The organism is Arthrobacter sp. P1_B11, assembly GCF_056406715.1.
The window spans coordinates 36301-54424 of sequence record NZ_JBFTZQ010000022.1; the positions used below are offsets into that span (position 1 = coordinate 36301).

General features: G+C 61.0%; 14 protein-coding genes. 5 read left to right on the forward strand and 9 right to left on the reverse strand.

The features are described from left to right. Window positions 1-126: 126 nt before the first annotated feature. The 5 genes from AC1D14_RS16535 to AC1D14_RS16555 all read left to right on the forward strand — a co-directional run bounded on the left by AC1D14_RS16535 (window position 127) and on the right by AC1D14_RS16555 (window position 3258). Complete coding sequence (locus AC1D14_RS16535) at window positions 127-786, forward strand: recombinase family protein (RefSeq protein ID WP_476968813.1); 660 nt, start codon at window positions 127-129, stop codon at window positions 784-786. 42 nt (window positions 787-828) lie between these two features. Then, on the forward strand, window positions 829-1725 hold the full coding sequence (locus AC1D14_RS16540; RefSeq protein ID WP_476968814.1) for a nuclease-related domain-containing protein: 897 nt from the start codon (window positions 829-831) through the stop codon (window positions 1723-1725). A gap of 43 nt (window positions 1726-1768) precedes the next feature. After that, window positions 1769-2290, forward strand: coding sequence for a hypothetical protein (locus AC1D14_RS16545; RefSeq protein ID WP_476968815.1), 522 nt, complete (start codon window positions 1769-1771; stop codon window positions 2288-2290). Continuing rightward, a complete protein-coding gene (locus tag AC1D14_RS16550) occupies window positions 2291-2845 on the forward strand; it encodes an RES domain-containing protein (protein ID WP_476968816.1) in 555 nt (184 codons plus the stop codon). It begins immediately after the preceding gene. Between the two features lie 77 nt (window positions 2846-2922). Further along, window positions 2923-3258, forward strand: coding sequence for a hypothetical protein (locus tag AC1D14_RS16555; RefSeq protein WP_476968817.1), 336 nt, complete (start codon window positions 2923-2925; stop codon window positions 3256-3258). 34 nt (window positions 3259-3292) lie between these two features. Here the strand turns inward: AC1D14_RS16555 and AC1D14_RS16560 are convergent, their stop codons facing one another. The 9 genes from AC1D14_RS16560 to AC1D14_RS16600 form a co-directional block, all read right to left on the reverse strand. Beyond that, window positions 3293-3418 (reverse strand): hypothetical protein, encoded by a 126-nt coding sequence (locus AC1D14_RS16560; RefSeq protein ID WP_476968818.1) that lies wholly within the window; start codon window positions 3416-3418, stop codon window positions 3293-3295. A gap of 484 nt (window positions 3419-3902) precedes the next feature. Further along, window positions 3903-6029 (reverse strand): BREX system Lon protease-like protein BrxL, encoded by a 2127-nt coding sequence (brxL, locus tag AC1D14_RS16565; RefSeq protein WP_476968837.1) that lies wholly within the window; start codon window positions 6027-6029, stop codon window positions 3903-3905. A gap of 27 nt (window positions 6030-6056) precedes the next feature. After that, window positions 6057-8555 carry a BREX-1 system phosphatase PglZ type A gene (gene pglZ / locus AC1D14_RS16570; RefSeq protein ID WP_476968819.1) on the reverse strand — a complete coding sequence of 833 codons (2499 nt, stop codon included), beginning with the start codon at window positions 8553-8555 and terminating at the stop codon, window positions 6057-6059. Continuing rightward, a complete protein-coding gene (pglX, locus tag AC1D14_RS16575; RefSeq protein ID WP_476968820.1) occupies window positions 8552-12061 on the reverse strand; it encodes a BREX-1 system adenine-specific DNA-methyltransferase PglX in 3510 nt (1169 codons plus the stop codon). Before pglX ends, pglZ begins: the two co-directional genes overlap by 4 nt. Before the next feature lie 12 nt (window positions 12062-12073). Then, window positions 12074-15589, reverse strand: a complete 3516-nt coding sequence (gene brxC, locus AC1D14_RS16580) for a BREX system P-loop protein BrxC (RefSeq protein ID WP_476968821.1) — start codon at window positions 15587-15589, stop codon at window positions 12074-12076. A 3-nt stretch (window positions 15590-15592) separates the two neighbouring features. After that, window positions 15593-16189 (reverse strand): DUF1788 domain-containing protein, encoded by a 597-nt coding sequence (locus AC1D14_RS16585; RefSeq protein ID WP_476968822.1) that lies wholly within the window; start codon window positions 16187-16189, stop codon window positions 15593-15595. A gap of 8 nt (window positions 16190-16197) precedes the next feature. Beyond that, the gene (locus AC1D14_RS16590; protein ID WP_476968823.1) at window positions 16198-16821 is read right to left on the reverse strand and encodes a DUF1819 family protein; all 624 of its coding nucleotides are present in this window, start codon (window positions 16819-16821) and stop codon (window positions 16198-16200) included. 89 nt (window positions 16822-16910) lie between these two features. Further along, window positions 16911-17105: a helix-turn-helix domain-containing protein gene (locus AC1D14_RS16595; protein ID WP_476968824.1), complete on the reverse strand. Its 195-nt coding sequence runs from the start codon at window positions 17103-17105 to the stop codon at window positions 16911-16913. 261 nt (window positions 17106-17366) lie between these two features. After that, window positions 17367-17948, reverse strand: a complete 582-nt coding sequence (locus AC1D14_RS16600) for a hypothetical protein (RefSeq protein ID WP_476968825.1) — start codon at window positions 17946-17948, stop codon at window positions 17367-17369. Window positions 17949-18124 lie beyond the last annotated feature (176 nt).

Below are 18124 nucleotides of genomic sequence, written 5' to 3' on the forward strand. Positions count from 1 at the left end.
CATGGCACTTTTGCTCCAGTGCCTGATTTTCCGCCGTTGTGGGGCTAATAATGTCTCACCAAGCCGGTACAAGTTGTTGTCTTAGATGTCCTCAAGGAAACCCGGACTGCGACACCAGGAGCCAAGATGAAACTCGGATACGCCCGCATCTCCACCTCAGACCAGGATGCCAGCATGCAGATCGAGGCACTCATCTCCGTCGGCGTGGATCCGAAGCGGATCTTCACCGATGAACTGTCCGGGGCCAGGGAGGCCAAGGAGCGGCCAGGCATGAAGGCCCTGATGGATTACGCACGCGACGACGACGACATCTATTTCTGGAGGCTGGACCGTATCGGACGGTCGGTGATCGACGTTCTCAACACAGTCAACGACTTCACGTCGCGCGGCGTCCGGCTCCACTCGATCATGGACAATCTGGATCCGACCAGCGTTCAGGGCAGGATGCAGTTGGCGATCATGGCAACGCTGGCGGAGTACGAGCGCGAGCTCATCAACGAGAGAGTGCGGGCCGGGGTTATCAGCGCCCAGAAACGGGGTGTCCGGTTCGGGCCGGCGCCGATGGAGGAGTCTGTCGCCAGGGAGCGCGTAAATACGGCTCGCCGTCTGATGGCCGAGGGCAAGACGGCCGCGCACGCCGCCAAGACGGTCGGCTGGTCCAAAGCCACCCTCTACAGGTACATGAAGACCTATGACGGCGCTCCCGTGGCCAAGGACGCGGTTCGGCCGAAACGAACGGCACGGTCACGGTACGTCGAACAGGAAACTCTGCCCGCCCGGGACTGATCTGCGCATGTTCCCCTGTAGAGCCAATCGAAAGGGAACACCGTGGATCAGTTCGCATGGATGAACGAAGGATCGGGCGACGCAGAAGGAGCATCGGGGAGTACTTCAGCTGTCGCGGTCGCCGATCCGCCCGTGCTCCGGGATGGTCGGGAGTTCGTCTACAACCCCTGGAAGATGAAGGACGTTCGCCGGCTGTACATCAACCTTCAGGACGGGACCAAGGTCGGCTATCTGGATCTGGCCACGATGGAGGCCTTCCCGGAATCGGCAGCCACCAGCGAATTGCTGCAGCGGGCACTTGCTGGCCTGTCCCCGCTCACGGCAGCCCGGCGGCTCATCGCCGCTGCCCAGCTTGGCGAGGCCCCGGAACCGCAGCCATCCCTCCTGAATGTACTTCCTTGGTCGGATCTGTCTGCGAACCGGCCTGGACAGCTCATTGAGAACCAGGATGATGCTTCCTATCGTGCCGGGGTTGCTGGCGAGCAGAGGACGGCCGGCGTCCTGGCGGGGCTGGAGCGGGACGGCTACCGCGTCCTGCACTCGGTCCCGCTGAGTCCGCGGAAAGACATCGATCATCTTGTTATCGGACCGACCGGTGTCTGGGCCATCAACACGAAGGCCACCACGTATGACGTCACGGCCAGAGCCGACGGCGCCGTGTACTCCGACCGCTACCGGCAAAAATGGATCGAGTCCATCTCTCGGGACGCCATCGTCGCAGCCGAGCATCTTTCCCTCGCAGTCAGGATGGGCCTGCGGGGCCGGCCGCTGGTCGCCGTCTGGTCGACTATGGGGGTAGCGAGCGATAACGACGCACTGACTGCGGGGGAGCGCCTACTGGACGCCATCACGCGGCCGGGCGCCGGCTTCCCGCCGGAGTGGGTCGACGTCGTCTTCAACGTGGCCCGCCGTTCCGACACATGGACAGCGCACCACTAAACAGGGCCTTCCAGACGCACAGGCCAACAGATAGTGTTGGGCTATGGAAAAGCAGCGGAAAGCCGTCGAGCAGACCGTCATCCTCAAGGGCGGCGGCCGGGAAACCCCGGTCAAAATGCGGAACGGCGTCATTCTTCTCCCCAAGGGATTCAAGGTTGCGCCCCGCCGTGCCACGGCCCGGGGCAAGGCTCCGGCCAAGACGGTCACAGTCAACCTGGCCGGGCTGAAAGACGCACCGGACTACGGTCCGCGCGCCATCACGCAGCGCCTGGTGAACGCGCTCGGCAACAACGCCGTGGCGGCCCTCCTCGGAGTTAATAAGGACAGGCCCGGCAGGTGGGTGTCGGGGCAGGACGCGCCGAACGAGGAGAACCGCGCCCAGCTCGCTGACCTGGATGCCCTCGTGGGTCATCTGCACAGCGCGTTCACCCCGGCCCAGGCCAGGCTCTGGCTGGAAGGCCAGGACCCCCACCTGGGCGCCCGTCCCATCGACGTGTACCGGCTCGAAGGCGCAGCACCGGTGATCGAGGCGATCCGCGCTTTCGAACAGGGGGCGTTCGCCTAGGTGGAGTTCTGGCGCGTACTCAACTGGCACCCCGCCGCTTCCTCCCCAACCGAAAACGGGCACCCGCTCTACATCTGGCCGCGGCAGGGATCTGGCCGGGTGGATGACCCGGAGCGCGAGTACACGGTGCTCTACGTCGGCGACTCGGCTGAAGGCGCCGTCGCGGAAGCCTTCGGACGATACCCCGTCTGGACTCCCGACGTCCTTGCCCCGCACCCGGGAACTCCCGACGGCACGAGGAAAGCGCTCGTGCGGTACGTGGGAGATCCGCCGATCCTGGACCTGGATGACCCGGAGGTACTGCAGGAATGGTCGCTCAGGCCCAGCAGCGTCGTCTCCAGGGACCGGGCCTCCACGCAGCAGTGGGCGCGGTCAATGTACGAGGCCGGGGACTACGCCGGCCTCTCCTGGTGGTCCTTTTACGAGCCGCGCTGGGCCAGCTTCGGACTGTGGGACGTTGCCGGGCTGACAGTATCCGGCGAGCCGGAACCGCTGACCATGGCCCATGACGCCGTCCAGGACGCAGCAGCACTGATCAGGCGTGTCATCAGTTGACCGGCAGCTTGCACAGACCGTCGACTCCGCCGCGTATGTCCCCGAGAGTTGCGGCGTGAACCGGGGGGAAGCGGGCAGTGGCATGGGCGGCGTCGGCCGCAGTAGTACTGCTGATCGTTCTGGTCCCGATCGGAATCAGGCTGTGGACTGTGTATCTGCAGACCTCGGACTGGACCCTGTGGCCCAAGGAAGTGCCGTCCAAAGTCCAGTACGATGACAGGGAGTTCAACTGCGGGCCCGACGCCAAGCCGCGTCCGGGACGCACGCTGGACGGGCTGACGATACGAGGGAAAACCGCCGGCGGCGCCGACATCTACGCTGCCGAGCCGCCGCCAGGGGAGAGCGTGGTGACCTCCTTTTCGATCCGCACCGCGGAAGGCGTGTTCACGTGCGACCTCATGGGTGGCCCCTAGGCAATCGCCAGCGCCGGGCTCATCCGGTGCCGGCTTACCGTGCGATCACTTCCAGGACGTCGAATATGGTGCGGAGCAGCGCCAGGGCCAGGCTGGCCGCCGCGATCCACAGACCGGCGACCTGGACGCGGGTCGCCTTGCCACTGCCTTGTTGGTTCATTTGAGACCGCCCTTCGCTTGCTGCGGGACCATCGTAGAGGGCAGGCGCTGACACTCAGATGCGGCAGAATCGGGCTCATTGGCGGCTATGTCCACCGAGGCTTCCGGCTCGGGACTGGCGTCGGAACGGCGAAGGGCAAGTACGGATCGGATCGGGAGTTTTGGCCCATCGGGTAACAGGTAACACCATTACCGCCGTTACCGTCCGGAACGAGCCCCAATCAGTGGGGCAGGTTTCCGGGCAGCCACCTGCAGAGCAGACGCCGGCTGCGCTGCCGAGCCGACGGTAGCAGAAGTATGGCCTGGTCCGGATAAGAATCTCGCCCGAGGCTGAGGCTGAGGCGGCCAGAGCGTGGAGTGACGCAGAAGCGATCCGGCTGCATAGGGTAGGGCAGTGCTAGTCGAGCCCGAGTCCTGGCAATGCGTCCACGATCCGGTTGGTCTCTAGGCTGAGCGCCACGACGCGGCCGATCAGGTCGATGATGTCAACCCTCTTCGCGAATGTAGGTGACTCCGAAGGCTCGGACCTGGCGGAACTCCTGGCGGCTCGTGCCAAAGTCGAACCAGCCGCCGTCTGACTTCTGGAAGATGTCGAGGCCGCGGCCGAGGTTGATGCGCCAGCCGGTGTCGGTTCGGATCCAGCGGTCGTGGCCGCCGGGATCCTTCGCCACGTTGACCTTGATGCCTTGCTGAGCGGCTCCCTGAACGATGTCGTTGAGCATGCGGAGTTGTTTCGTCTGGTGCTCGGGGTCTTCGTCGAGCACTGTGAAGAGGTTGACGGTGACCTCGTCTGCCGGGTCCTTTGCCGCGGCGATGAGTGCGAGCAGCTCGACGAGATTGCGGCCTTGGTGTCCCATACGGATGTACGGATCGTGCAGCTCGATCTCGGTTGCACCTCGCAGGTACGGCATGAGCAGCGTCTCGTACGAGATACCCCGCTGGTTGTCCAGGAAGTCCCGTTGTCCTCGGAACAGTTCCGCCTGAAGGGAGCCGGGCGCGGATGCGGGAACCGATGACGATGCCGAGGTGGAGACTACCGGCTCGTCCGACTCGGCCAATGGCCCACCAGTCGGGGCAGTCGAGTGGCGTCGATGGTAGTGGGTCGGGTATTCGTCTTCCTCAAGCGTCGTTACCGCTGACCAGCCACCGCCGGGTGAGTCATAACCGAAGTTCACCGCTGCCATGGTGGCGTCGATCCGGAGGATCTGGTCCTTGACGCGCTTGCGCCCTTCGATTGCGAAGCGCAGTACCTCTTCGACCTCTGCGGTGGTCGCCTGGTCATGCGGGTAGAGCAGCTTCATCAGCCCAGAGAAGGTCTTGTGGATGCCGTCGCGATCACGTGTCGAGATGTCGGACCCGAGCGTGAAGTGCTTGTGGTAGCGGTCGGAGTAGTCGAGATTGCGCATCGACCTGAGGACCTCGGCGATGTAGTCAACGACGAACCCGTATCCGGTCGAGAACATTTCGCCACGGATCGTGTCGACTTCCCATCCGGGGATGTAGAAGTGCAGCCGATCGAGGTATGCGGGGTCGTGGTAGCTCTCGGGCAGCTCGTCAAACAGGTCGGAGTGCTTGAGCATGTACGGCACGGTATGCGAGGTATTGCCGACGAAAACCATCGATGCCTCGGCGCCAAGCGTCTCCACACCGCGGGAGAACGACTTGTTCGCCATGTAGTTCTTCATGATGTCGACCAGCGCCTTATCCGTACGCTTCTTCTTGCCCGCAAACTCATCGAAAGCGACGACGTCCCAGTACCCGACGAGGCCGAGGCGACCGTTTGCGTTGTTCACGAACAGCTTCGGCACGGTCACCTCTCCACCCGAGATGAGCATGCCGTGCGGTGAGAACTCCGAGTAGATGTGCGACTTGCCTGTGCCCTTGGGGCCCAGCTCAACGAGGTTGTAGTTGCGCTCCACGAACGGGATCAGGCGCACCAACTGCAGCAGTTTTCCGCGGCGCCCGAATTTATCGGGTTCAAATCCGATCGACTGGATCAGCAGGTCGATCCACTCATCGGTGGTGAACTTCGCGCGTGCATCGAGATACCCGTCGTAGTCGAAGTTCGACATCTGAATCGGTTTGAGGGAACCAAGAATCCACGGGGACACACGGTTGTCTTCGGTGTGGAAGTACTCGACGTCGCACAGGCACCACACGCCTCCGACAAGCAGCTTCTGGTGGGCATTGACGGTGGCGGAATCCACGACCACGCTGCTGATCCCAAGGTTCGCGAACGAGGCGTGGTAGACATCGTCCTTCTCGTTGAGAGTGACGCTGACCTTGTCGATGATCCGGTAACGCCCGCGCTCTTTGATCTTCGACTTCACCAGCTCAGACTCGTTGCGGTGCACGTAATGCTGAGCGAGGATGTCCCGTACCTTGTCGATACCCGCCTGGATCGTGGCCTCGTCGTCGGATGCCGCGTACTGGCCGAGCAGATACTCCAGCACGTATGAGGGCACGATCGCATTGCCCTTGACCGCCTTGACGAGGTCTTTCCGGACCACGGCCCCTGCGAAGTGTTCATTGATCTTGCGATCCAACTCGCTCGGCGCGCCACCCTCAGAGGACTCGGTGTAGGTGTCCTCTACGGGCGCTAACTGGACCAAGTCGATGTTTTCGCTCAAGATTGCTCCTTAGAAGTCGAAGTCTGTGGTGAAGGAGCGCTTAAGTGTGTAGGGCACGCTCTTGTACTTCTTCCACTCGCCGGTGTCACCGATCGGCTCGGAGAGCCGGAACTCCACGCTCTGGTTGTTCGCCTCATCAGCGTCCTTGCTCAGCAGCAGACGGACACTTTGGAACCGATCACGCCCCTCGGTGCTCTCGGCATCGAAGAGCAACTCGGGCTCGTTGGAAATCAGCTGATCACCGAAGTAGAGACCTGCACGCAGCTTCCTCGCAGTGCGCTGATCAGTGACAGCGCTCTGCTGGAAGAGCTTCACCACGATCTGACCGGTCGTGATCTTGTCGGACTCCGGGTGGATGTCGACATTCACAGGCTCAACGGTGTCGGAACGTCCCTTGTTGATCGAGATGACCGGCACCACGATCTCCTGCAACGACGCACCCCCGTGGACGAACTGGAACCCGGCACCAGGCTTGACGATCCGGCAGATCGAGTTCGGGATCTGAACTTCCAGATCGCTCGACAGCCCGAGCTGCTCTGGCAAGAAACGGCGGAACGCGTCATCTTCCTTCAACCCTCGGCCAAGAACGTAACGGCGGTTCGCGACCACGACCTTGTCGCCCTGCGGCTTCACGGTCAGATTGAACTGTGGCGCCAGCTTCGACTCCTGGTACAGGAAGCCGTGGTCGGCGGTGACGAAGATGTTCGTCGCGTTCGCATTCGCAAGCTTCTTGACGATGTCGACGAGGTCATCGATCGCATCAGCCGCGGCCTTGAACGTCCGGTGCTCCGACACCGCCTTGTCACCGGTCGCGTCGATGGTGTCGTGATAGACGTACAGCACCTGGTGCGCGGCGTAGAGATCGCGCCGCTCCGCGGGCTTCATCTTCAGGAATTCGGTGGCTTGGACTGCCGTGCCGCCGACGGAGTTAAGGATCTTCGAGCGGTTCGCCGTGCCGTTGGAGGGTTGGCCGTCGACGAGCACGGGGTCGCCGTTCTCGGAGTGCGCGAGCGTCTTGTGTGGGAGCAGCGACGCCATCCCTAGCTGGGTGTAGCTGGGCAATACCCCGAGAATGGCCTCGATCTTGGCGTCGTACTTGTTCTCTCTGCGGATCTTGGAAGTCAGTTCGTCGGCGACCTCGTAGCGCAGCGCGTCGGAGATGACGACCACGGCCTTCTTGCGTCCACCGCGCACCTGCGGGGCGATGTAGTGGCGGTAGAAAGAACGCTGCGAGGTAATCGCGAGCGACTTCCACGTCTCGACCTGGTCGACCTGTTGTTGCCAGCTGATCCCGAGCTTGGAGAGGAAATCGGTGACGTAGGCGTTCTCCACCTGCTCGTTCAGCGCTTCCAACGGCTGCGTGAACTCGGCGGTCTGCGACGCGAGCGTGTACTGCCGGTAGAGCTGGTCGATGCGGAAGAGAACATCGCGGTAACGGCTGAAGCCATCATCGAAACTCGACATGTCGATCCGTGCAGAACGGATCGACGGGATCAGCTCGGCCGCCGCGCCGAGCGCCGCATAAAGCGTCGCGTAGTCGTCAAACCAAATGCTGTCACGGCGACGGGTGCGGATCATGTCGGCAATGTCACTGGGCTGGATCGTCTGGGCGGCAATGCCGTCGATCAAGCGGCGGATGATCTCTCTCTCACCCGCATCGAAAATGTCGGTCGCCACGAGTTCAGCAAGCGACGCGTCCTTAGCCTGCTCGACGTAGTCCAAGTCAGTTTCGGCCTGAAGCGCGAGCTTCTTTAGGGCGACCAGGCTCTGACGGTCATTCCGGAAGCTACGAAAGTCAATCTCAATATTGCGCGCGGCGTTCGAGGTCGTGGCCGCGAACCCGCCCCGGGCTTGCTTGAACATCCACAGCACGAACCCGGCCACGCTCGGCGTCTCAGAGTGGTAACCGTAGATGGTCGCGGCCCCTGCCCAATGGAAGTCGGCAAGCCCCTGATGGACGAGCGCCTCGTAACCGGAACTGTCACCCGCGGCGTGCTGCACCAGCAGCGTACGGATCAGCTCGGAGAAGCTGTGTTCCTTCTGGTCGAGCACGACCGCACACATCTTCGCCTGGACCTTGGCGAGATCATCGCTGGTGCTCAGCAATGGCCTAAGCTTCGCAACCAGCTTCGCGTCGCCAAAAAACGTCCCGTGCTCAGCAATAAGTCCTTCGGATCCGGGCGCGGTGAGGCCGAGGTCTGCCCGCATGAGCGCCCGGTGATCTGCGGTGAACACACCGTATGCGAGTTCGAGATCCAGCAGCCAGTTGCCCGGCCCTTCAGCAACAAGACCGCTGCGATAGATCAGAAACTTTGTGCTGGGCTCGTCGCGTAGCACACGATGTTTGATTGAGAACTCGTCGTTCTGGACGCGCAGCAGCGTTACACCGGGCGGGGCCTGGGCGTCGACGTCGGTGGCGTAACTACCTTCGGGGTCGTGCCACACCACCAGCCGGTCCTGATCGAAGCGCGCCGCAAGGTGGGCTGAGATCGAAGACGCTTTGCTCACTCTGCCGCCTCCAACCCGATGATCTTTTTAAGTGCCGGATAGAACTTGGGGTAGTTCGCTCTCACGCCGTCGTCGAGATCGATCGCGAGCTGCCGAGTTGCCAAAGGGTAGAGCACATCGTGCTCGTAGTCACGGAGTTCCGAGAGCACCTTGCGCAGCCGGTCAGCTTCCTTCTGGTCCGTTGTGGAGCCGGCGGCAGCAGCTTGCTCCGCGTTAGCGAGGGCGACCTCCAACTTGGCCCGGTACTCACGCAGGTACTCATTGAGCACCGTCGGGACCGTTGACGGGTTGTAACGGTGCATATAGATCAGTGCGTTGAACGAGCCCTTAGGACTCGAAAACAACCAGTAGATAGGCCGCTTCTTGTACCGCTGGACGTGATCGTCGTAGAACTTCGATTTGCCCGCCTTAGTGATGAAGTAGTCGCGCAGCGTCTTCACACCAAGCGACTCCTCGACGAAACGCAAATTCTCCTCAAAGTACTCCGTACCGAAAGCTGCCCGCAGGAACTGACGGAACCGCTCGACAATGTCGTCCCCGAACCAGCCGTCATCGACGAACGGGATCACGTTGTCGGCATCGGGACAGAATGTTGGAGTCGGGATCCTCGCAAGGTAGTCCTGCAGCGTTGCTCCTTGGTTGGCGAGGACCAGGCCAGCCTCGTCGAGGCTGTAGCGACCGAACATGCAGCCGACAGCATAGGAGATGAGATCTCCGACGGCCTCTGCGCGCTCCAACTGCAAATAGTCGGCAGCGGACTTCCCCTGACCGTATCGGAACTCGATATTTTGCGACAGCGATACTCGATGGAGGGGAACCTCCGTCGACACGTCGCTTTGGAGCCCGAAGGTCTCGGCGACCAGCTCATTATTAGCTTCTTCCCACCGGCGCTGATTGGCCGCTCGAGTTCGACATTCTTCCGAGTCGAAGGCCACACGGCGAGCAAGCACGCCATCCTCGTTTAGGAGGAGCGGATTGGATGAAAAGTCCCAGGATTTTTCGTAGCGGTCCCAGTCACTCCGAGCGGCCGCAGTCAGAGATTCAACTAGCTCTAGGACCTCAATGCGCCGAACTGCCGGGTTTGGCAATGAACGTATCTGCCCAACCTCGAAGTTGAGAGTGGGAGCAAGTGCTCTCATCATCGCTTGCGCCGTACTGGAGTTGAGGAAAGAAGAAATTACACGGAGGTCAGCTGTTGGACTCGTGATACTAACCGCGGCATCCGTGAAGACAAATCCACCAGAATGCTCCCTAAACGAAACGTCGCCAGATCCGATCTTGGAACATGCGAGGGAACACTGAAATGCCGTGGACAAGTTCCGCGGCGTCGAAGATTTCGATTCGATAATCGGGCGACCGTCATCAAACCAGTCAATTACGTACTCGTTATTACCGAACCAGCGCCTAAACTCCCCTCCTTTGTCTGCCGGAACCCAGCGCGCGCCCCCCGGAATACCTGGCTGCCTATCGACTTCGACGTTCGACCACGAGACTTCCCACCAGTTGCGCAAGTATGTTGCATTGGCGCCGGTCGTGATCCCCTTGGCAACTCGTACCGCGTCGCCCAAGGGATCGGCCTTGATTCCCTTGGCGACATTTTTTTCGCGCCACTCGGTGGTGCCCGCGAAAGCATTTCGCATCGGCTGCGATAGCCAGTACGCAATCGGCGAACCAGGCACTGTGGTGAAGTCGTCGGACGATGCTGCGAACCGCCACTCACAATCGGGATCGCTGATCGCCTTTATGAGACGAAGACGCTTCTCTTGTTCATTCAGCGGCGTCAAGCGAACGAAAGGTGCATGCCGGCCCGGAGAATTAGTCATCGAAAGAACGAAAGCGGCGTTTGCTCCGAAGACGTCTGGGTGATTGGAGACGTCGGCCAGATGAACGAAACTGTTAAAAGAGTGGCCATTGAGAATGTCTGTTCGGAGCTCCTGGAAACTATAGATAGACATCCATGTATCGCCAATAATCTTAGCAACGAAGCCGCCTTGGAGGACGAAGTTCATTGCACGCAAGACGAAACATCCATAGAGGTCTTGCCTTCCCCCCGGGTATGCGCCTTTAACAAAGTCAGCGAGACGGGCATTCATGTTATTACTGCCCATGTATGGTGGGTTAGCCGTGGCCACGGAGTACTTACGGCTCAGGGTTTCCGCCTGTACCACAGTTTTACGAGCAAGTTCGAGTGTCCGCTCGTGGATGGCGTCGTTGGTGCCAATATCGATTGCTGCCAGCACGCTTTCCGCATGCTTAGTCCGCTCAGGATCCGGCTGAATGAGCGCCCCCAGAGTGTCGGCATCGCGGAACTGGTTCCAGAACGCCTCCTCCGCGTAGCGGTCCCCGTCCTTGGTGACGAGGAAGTCCAATTCGTCCAGCCCGAACGAGATCGGTTCGATCACGCATATGTTCGGCTCGACCTGCTTGTTGAAGAAGGTCCGCTGCTTGGCCCGCGCCTTCATCGTCAGCGCGAAGGCAGCTAGTGCCCCTGATCGAGGGTCGATTTCGGTGCCGTGGAGGTTGTGAGTGAGGATGAGACCGGGAATGTCCGATGGCGCATAACCCTCTTCTTCGTAGATCGCGTAGAGCAGGTCGAAAGCGTATGTCAGCATGTGCCCTGAGCCGCAAGCAGGGTCGATCACGGTCAGTTCTTCGGGGCCAGCGACCTTCAGGAAGGCGGCCTCTTCATCCACAGGGGCGATGTAGTAGTCCATCTGATCGACAAGGCGTGAGGTGGGCCGGTTGAGCATCCACAAGCGCCCCAGGGAGTTTTCGACGAGATAGCGGACGATCCAGTGGGGTGTGAAGAGCTGAGTCGCTGCAGGGATCTCGGCGGCCCCCCGCCTGGCCTTGCTATCGAATATTTCTTGTTTTCTCTCCGAGATGTAGAACTGGTAGAGCCACCCGATCACTTCGACGTCGTCGCAAACCTGATCTGTGAGCACCTCGCGTGCCCGGGACAGGATCGCACCGTCCGCGAGTAATCCGGTGGGTACAAGCAGTTCGGTGTAGTCGCCCTCGCGCTCAAACATGAATGGCATCGACTTGTGCCAGTAGCGACAGTATTCGGTCAGCAGCAGCGCGTAGGCTTCACCTTCGGCATCGGTGCTGCGGCGCGTGCCTCCAAGTAGTCCGAGAATCGCCTCGGTCGTCTTCTTGTTGATCACAACGTTGGTGTTGAGGTTGCCCCGCTTGGCATCGGCGAGGATTTCCGGCTGGCCATGCGCTTGGCCCTGCGTGGGCGAGACGACACCCGCGTCGGTGTAGCCGCGGGCGTCCATGAAGCGCAGCGCGATAATGCGGTTGAACCAGGTGTATGCGACCTTGTCGATCACGTAGTTGCGGCCATGTGCGGCGATCTCGGCTTCGAGCTTCTTCACCACCCCGCTGCGCTCGGTGCGGGTAACGGATCCTGGGGCGAGCACGGCGGTGGCCTGGGCGTCGACGGCTGCTAGGAGTTCGCGTCGTGCCTGCGTGGCGAAGCGCTCCAGAGGTTTGGTGTCCATATCGTTGCCGTCCTAGAGCGTGATGCGCTTGTTGTCACTGATGGTCGCGAGCAGCGTCGTGCGGAGCTGATTGAGGTAGCCGTCGACGTCGGCCTCTGTTTCGAGCACCTGACCAGCGCCGGGCAGCACAAGTTTCGTGATCGAGACGCTCTGCTTGACCGGGGCGGGCACCGGTGTCGGCCCAGAACTCGCGTCGGTTCCGGGGACCGGCGGCTCCGACACCGGGGAAACTCGTGCCGCGTCCAGCTCATCGAGAATCTGCGGGTAGATCGAGTCTGCGAACTGCGAGGCGAGATTCTTGATCGCGGGGATCTGTGTTTCGTGCTGGACTCGGTCGAGCACGCCCTGGGCCGTGCGTGTCACCGCTTGCTGGGCGGCCTCGGTCGCGTCTCTGTATGACTGGCTGGCGGGCACCTGATCCCAGCGTGCCTTGATGTCCGCTGTGGCGGCAGCGCGCTGCTTCTCAATCACTTCGCCGAGCTGGTCCCGCAAGGCCTTGAACGCAGCCCCTAGCTGGGTGGTCTTGTTGCCCCGGTAGATCTGCGGGTCGTCAAGGGCGGACGCAACCGCGTCGGTGGCGTCGGCTGGAAGGTAGGCGATGTTGGATTGATTCGCTTGCATGAACGCCGCGGCGCTGTCGTAGATGCCGCATTGGGCACCGTGCAGAAAAGCCTTGATCGGGTCGATTACATTGTCTTTCGCGTCGAGTAGATCGTCGGCGCCGGCAAACTCGGTGACGAACCACTCGGCCTTGTTGCTGGACAGTTCGTCGAGTATCCGGATCGGCTCGTCGAGCTGGTCAATGAACGGGTACCGGGAGCCGGCCCGCAGCCCTTTCAGTTCGGTGAGTTTCGTGTCGAGATGCTCCTTGCCGACGCGTGCAAGCTCCAGCGGATCCTTGGGGATCGCGCCGTCGTCGGTGAACTCGATGACGAATTTCCGGAATGCACCCACCACCTTGGAATCGAACACCCGCTGGAGGGCGATGACCATGTTCGGGTAGCTCTGGGTGTTGCGCAGCGCTGGGGTTATCTCGGTGCGCGCGAGTACCTTGCCGTTGAGCTGGATCTCGATCTTTGATCCACCGGCTAGGTAGCCGACCACGGCTGCGATCGACCATTGGTCCCAGCCATACGGTTTGGTGGTGTACTTCTCGAGAAGGTGCTTCATCGTCACCTGCACGTGGCGCTTACCGCTCATCTCCAGGTGAGCGAGGACATCGTCCCCGGGCACTGCCAGGATGCTGGCGGTCTCCTCGAGCAGGGCTCCCTCAGGCGGGTTCACGAACGTGGACAGCTGCTGCTCGGTAAAGCTCATGCCGCCCAGCAGGGTGAGATTCGTGTAGATTGCCGCGATGACCTTCTGGAAGCCGTCGTTTATCCGAGTCATTGCGTCAGCCGAGGCGACATCAAGGATGGCGGCGTTGTGAATCAGGGTCGAGCGGCCGACAGCGGTGCGGAGGCGTTCGACGATCTCATTCTCCCGCTCGGCGTTCTGGGTGCCCTTGATTTGCAGGATCGTCTGCTCGATCGGGGTACGGCTGGCTCCTTGCGCGCGCTTGACGTACTTCGCGGTCTTAAGCAGGAGTCGCAGGTCGGCGAGGATCCGGTCGGTCTCGGGCGGGAGCACAACGCGAAGTTCATCGAGACCGGCACTGTGGGCTTTGATCTGCTCTAGGCTGAATTCGGTCTCGGGACTGGTGAAGTGCAGCGCGAGCTCGTGCTGCTTGCTCATCGCCTGGCCGTCGAGTTTGAACCCGACCGGGAAGTTCTGGCCGTTCTTGCCGTAGACGACCTTGGTCGCCTTGATGACCGAGCCGGTGAGCAGGTCGGAGAGTTTCTTGGAGACCTCCGAATTGTCGATGTCGACGTTCTTAATCTCCTGCTCGATTTTCTGCTCTTCGTTGGTGAGGTAGTCGTAGATGTCGCCGTTGCGCTGGATGTAGGTCTGTGCTTCCAGCGCGGCAAGGGCCTCGTTGACGTCCTTGCCGAGCTGCGTGAGGTCGGTACCGAAACGGTCGTAGACCAGCACGGTGAGGTTGCGCGGCGTCGCCTTGAAGGTATCCACGTACTTGACCAGGAAGAGGGCCTTGAGGAGGCGAATCGCAAGCGGCGGCAGCGACGGACTGCGTTCCGCGTCGTTGATCGCGCGCTGGTTCGCTGACTTCAGCGAGGCACGGATGCCTTCAAACATCTGGTCGAATGAGGCGAGCTGGCCGAGAGGCTTATCGGCCAACGCGCGGGCAACTTCCTGCACGACACCGAGCATGGAACGCTCACCGACCGAGCTGTTGCGCCCCTCGAATATATAGTGGTCGCTGATGCCCTCGATCGCGGACTGGAACAGCGGGAACTGATAGCTCACGAACGGGTATGTGCCGACGAAATGGGTCTCGTCACGGTAGTTCGGATAGTGGCGGCCCTCGACGAAGTCGAAGAGGGTCTTGAAGTTCGCGTGTTCAGTCGCGTAGATCGCCGTCAGATCGGTTTTAGCAGCATCCGTCTTGTCGAGGAGGCGCTTACGGATGACCTCTTCAACGTCCTGGCTGGTGAGCTTGAGCCGGTTTGTGAAACGGGCCTGAATCTTGGAAAAGTCGTTGGCCTGCGACTTCGTGCGGTCACCGCCGACCTTCTCCATGTCTTCCTGCGACGTGACGAAGATCCATGCCCTCCCCTTGCACTTGGTGGCCAGGGATTCGGCGATGGTCTGGAGATTCAGCATCAGCTGGGTGTTCGTGCCGATGAACTGGCCGACCTCGTCGACGAAAAAGTTCAGGCGGAACCCGTCGGGTTGCTGGTCCAGCCAAGTTGCGACCTCGTCGGCGAAGTCCTCGATCGAGACCGAATAGCTGGTGCTGTATTGACGGATGATGCCGGGGCTCTCGGTGCCGTTGACCTCGGCGAAGGCCTGGTCGATGTGCCCGGCTTCGAGTGCAGCCTGTTCGCGTCCTTGGGTCCACGGGATACCGGCGATGCGCTCGAATGCGGTCCTGAAATCGTTGTACTGCCCGCGGCTGTCGAGGTCGCGTTCGAAGCGGGCAATGTGGCCCTGGTTACCGTAGTATCCGCGGGATTCGTCGAAGATCTTCATGAACACCTTGAGGAGGGCGTCATTCTGATCCTTCGAGATCAGCGTGGCCTTCTGGTCGATGTTGAACAGCAGGCTCTTCGCGGCGATGCGGTCAGCCTTTTCGATCAGCGCGGGCAGGAACGCGTCGTCGGCCTTGCCACGGAAGTACCCGGAGACCCTGGCACGCGGGTAGTCGTGGCCATCGATGTCTCCGAGCAGGTGCGCGAGCATCTTCAGCAAGTGTGACTTACCGGAGCCGAAGAAGCCCGAGATCCAGACGCCGTTGGCGTTCGTGTAGTTCGTGTAGGCCTCCAGCACGTGTTCGAGACCCTTGGCTGCCTCGTTCGTGAGGACGTACTCCTCGACCTCGGTGGCGAGGTGGGAGGTGTCATCGGCCTTGATGACTCCCTCGATGGCCCGGCTGATCGGCTTGGCAAAGATTTCGTTGATCGTAGTCATCGCTTATGCTTCCTGTTCCAGAATGTCCTTGGCGCGGTAGTAGCTGTCGCTTGCGCTGACGTTCAGCGCCCGCAGCTGGTGACCGCTGGCCTGGGTGAATTCGTATGTCCCCGGGAACCACGCCAGCATCGGACGACCCGTCACGACGCTCTGCAGGTTCTCCAACACCGTGTGGGTGCGAATGAAGGGGAACACCTCGCCGATGCCTGCGAGGAAGACCATGTCGCTCGGCTCTGCGTCGAGACGGTCGCGGATCGCGGGTGCGAGGTGATCGTGCGGGTCGAGCATGCCCTGCAGCGTGTCGCGGAACTCGGCCTTGTCCATGTCCGGTTCCAGTGCCAAGACGCGATCCCACACGCCACGTTCTCTGAGGAGCTGCACGGCAAGGTCGTAGAGGTTGATCTCCAGGACGTTCAATCCGTCGTCGCTACGGAGTTTCGTGATGACGCGGTCGCGGAGGCCGTCGACGTCGCGCGCCCACGCGGGCGGGTAGTGATAGATGAAGAACGGCACCTCCTTGGAGAGGCCCTCCATCTTCAAGAACCGCGTACTGCGCAGCACTTCGTAGACGTGCTTCTCATCGCTCGTAAGGCTTCGCATGGTCGTGCTCATCGCGTCGCCTCCATGGGCAGAGTGGTGGGGAAGAATCGGATGTCGCTCGGGCGGCGTGCAGCAAGGGCTTCATGGACTCGCTCTGAGAGCACCGCCGGAACGATGGCGCCTTCTTCGCTGCGGAGGCCCGCTTCGTGCAGCATGCGGAAGATGTTCTGCCGGAGTTTGGCGCGCGTTGAGGGCTTCAACTCGTCAAGCTCGGTGTGCCACAAGCTTTTGCCCGTCATGAACCGCTCAAAGTCCTCGGTGGCGAGCGTGGGCGTCATCAGGAGGAACCGTTCGCGAACGACCTCTTCCGCGAAGTCACCAATCAGCTCGTAACGACGGCATGCAGCGGCCCACATCAAGTGACAGCGCTCGGTGAGACTCGACTTTGCGAGGAGTTCAAGTTCCGAATCATCGAAGACGCCCAGCCGCTGGATTGTTTCCCGCGTCAGGCGAACACTCGACGAAGTCGTACGCGCCTGCAGCAGGTTCTGCTCAGTGACTGCCTGACGTACCGCCACCCAGTCGCGCGAGCGTAGATACTCGGAGACGATCACGTCTGCCTCGCGCACCAGGAGCCCACCGCTGGTGAACGACAGTGCATAGCGATCATGTGACTGGATGCTCGTGGCCAACAGGGGCCTCCCTTCGGGTATTGGGCTGTGGGTCAGGATATACGGGCTGATCGGCATTAGCGTCGAGGCAGTTTGAAGGGGACAGCTAATCAGTCGGAACCAAGTCCCGATGCATTGGCGCCACCACCGCGGACCCAGTCGTCGATTTCGCTGGCTTGGAATTTCCAAAGGCGCCCGATCTTGTGCGCGGGCATGCCTTTGTCGGCGATCCAGGAATAGACGGTGTCCTTCGTGATGCCGAGATGCACAGCGATGTCGTCAGCAGAGAGCCAAGGCTCGGGCATGTCGGTCCTCTCAGTACTTTTGCGGCCTCTGGGGCCGCCCCCTGATACTACCTGAGAGCCCTCTTTTGACCCGGTTTGACCGGGCATATGCGGGTAACACCTATCCTCAAGGACGCGTAAATCGTCCCATTGCGCTGTTCCCACTGTGGGCCCGTGGAGACCGGAGTACGAATCTCGATGAGTCCACCGTGGGGACGGGACATGAAGAGGGCTACCGCTTTAACGGCTATAGCCCTCTTCGTTTTCCGTTAAATGACGAACCTAGCTCTTGGCAACTTTGGCCTCTTCCATTTCTTCCCGATGGGCCCGGTCCTCGTCTTCTATGGCCCGATTCCAGTTGTCGTCAACTTCCTCAAAGGTGGTTCGGTAGGCGGGTAGGAAGTCAGGTTCGTCGGGCATCGGCTTGCCCATGATGTGAGCTTGAACCATAGGTGGAATCCACTGCTGCACGTCGTAGACAATGCGGCTAACGGACGCACCCAGGTACTCTTCGAACTCCGGCGGGGGACGCAGGAAGCTGATGGCTTCCGTGATTGCCTCTTGAAGCTTGATGTCATCGATGTACCTGGCGTGGTGCTCCATCGTTGAACAGCAGTCCATAAGCTGATCGTTGCCAATTTCCGTCAACTGGAAACTGTTGGATGCGCGGTTTCGGCGTGCGATGCCACCGGCGGCAGCCAGCTGCGACACCACTTCCCGTGCGGAGTCGTGCGAGAGCTTGCGCCGTTCCGTGGCACGGGCTGCCTTGTCCGTGCGTTTACTGGCGAAATATCCGCCGATAAGTGTCAAAGCTCCGCCGACGACGGGGCCAATGGCGGGCTGAAGGGTTGTAAGAATGTCCAAACGAGCGGTCCTGTTCTTGGGGTGAGGGTAAGACAAGTCAAAGCAACCGTAGCTGACTGCAGAGGGGTGACCGATGCTTCCACTTCATGCCCGATGAGGTCGGGATCTATTTCAGCAAGGACAAGGCAGAAATCACGCACGGCACGGCGATTAATGGCAGGAGGGATCCGTCTAGG

What these genes read in the sequence shown, in the direction of transcription:
- AC1D14_RS16535 (WP_476968813.1), top strand. Translation starts at nt 127, where the DNA reads ATGAAACTCGGATACGCCCGCATCTCCACCTCAGACCAGGATGCCAGC.
- AC1D14_RS16545 (WP_476968815.1), top strand. Translation starts at nt 1,769, where the DNA reads ATGGAAAAGCAGCGGAAAGCCGTCGAGCAGACCGTCATCCTCAAGGGC.
- AC1D14_RS16560 (WP_476968818.1), bottom strand. Translation starts at nt 3,418, where the DNA reads ATGAACCAACAAGGCAGTGGCAAGGCGACCCGCGTCCAGGTCGCCGGT.
- pglX (WP_476968820.1), bottom strand. Translation starts at nt 12,061, where the DNA reads ATGGACACCAAACCTCTGGAGCGCTTCGCCACGCAGGCACGACGCGAA.
- brxC (WP_476968821.1), bottom strand. Translation starts at nt 15,589, where the DNA reads ATGACTACGATCAACGAAATCTTTGCCAAGCCGATCAGCCGGGCCATC.
- AC1D14_RS16585 (WP_476968822.1), bottom strand. Translation starts at nt 16,189, where the DNA reads ATGCGAAGCCTTACGAGCGATGAGAAGCACGTCTACGAAGTGCTGCGC.
- AC1D14_RS16595 (WP_476968824.1), bottom strand. Translation starts at nt 17,105, where the DNA reads ATGCCCGAGCCTTGGCTCTCTGCTGACGACATCGCTGTGCATCTCGGC.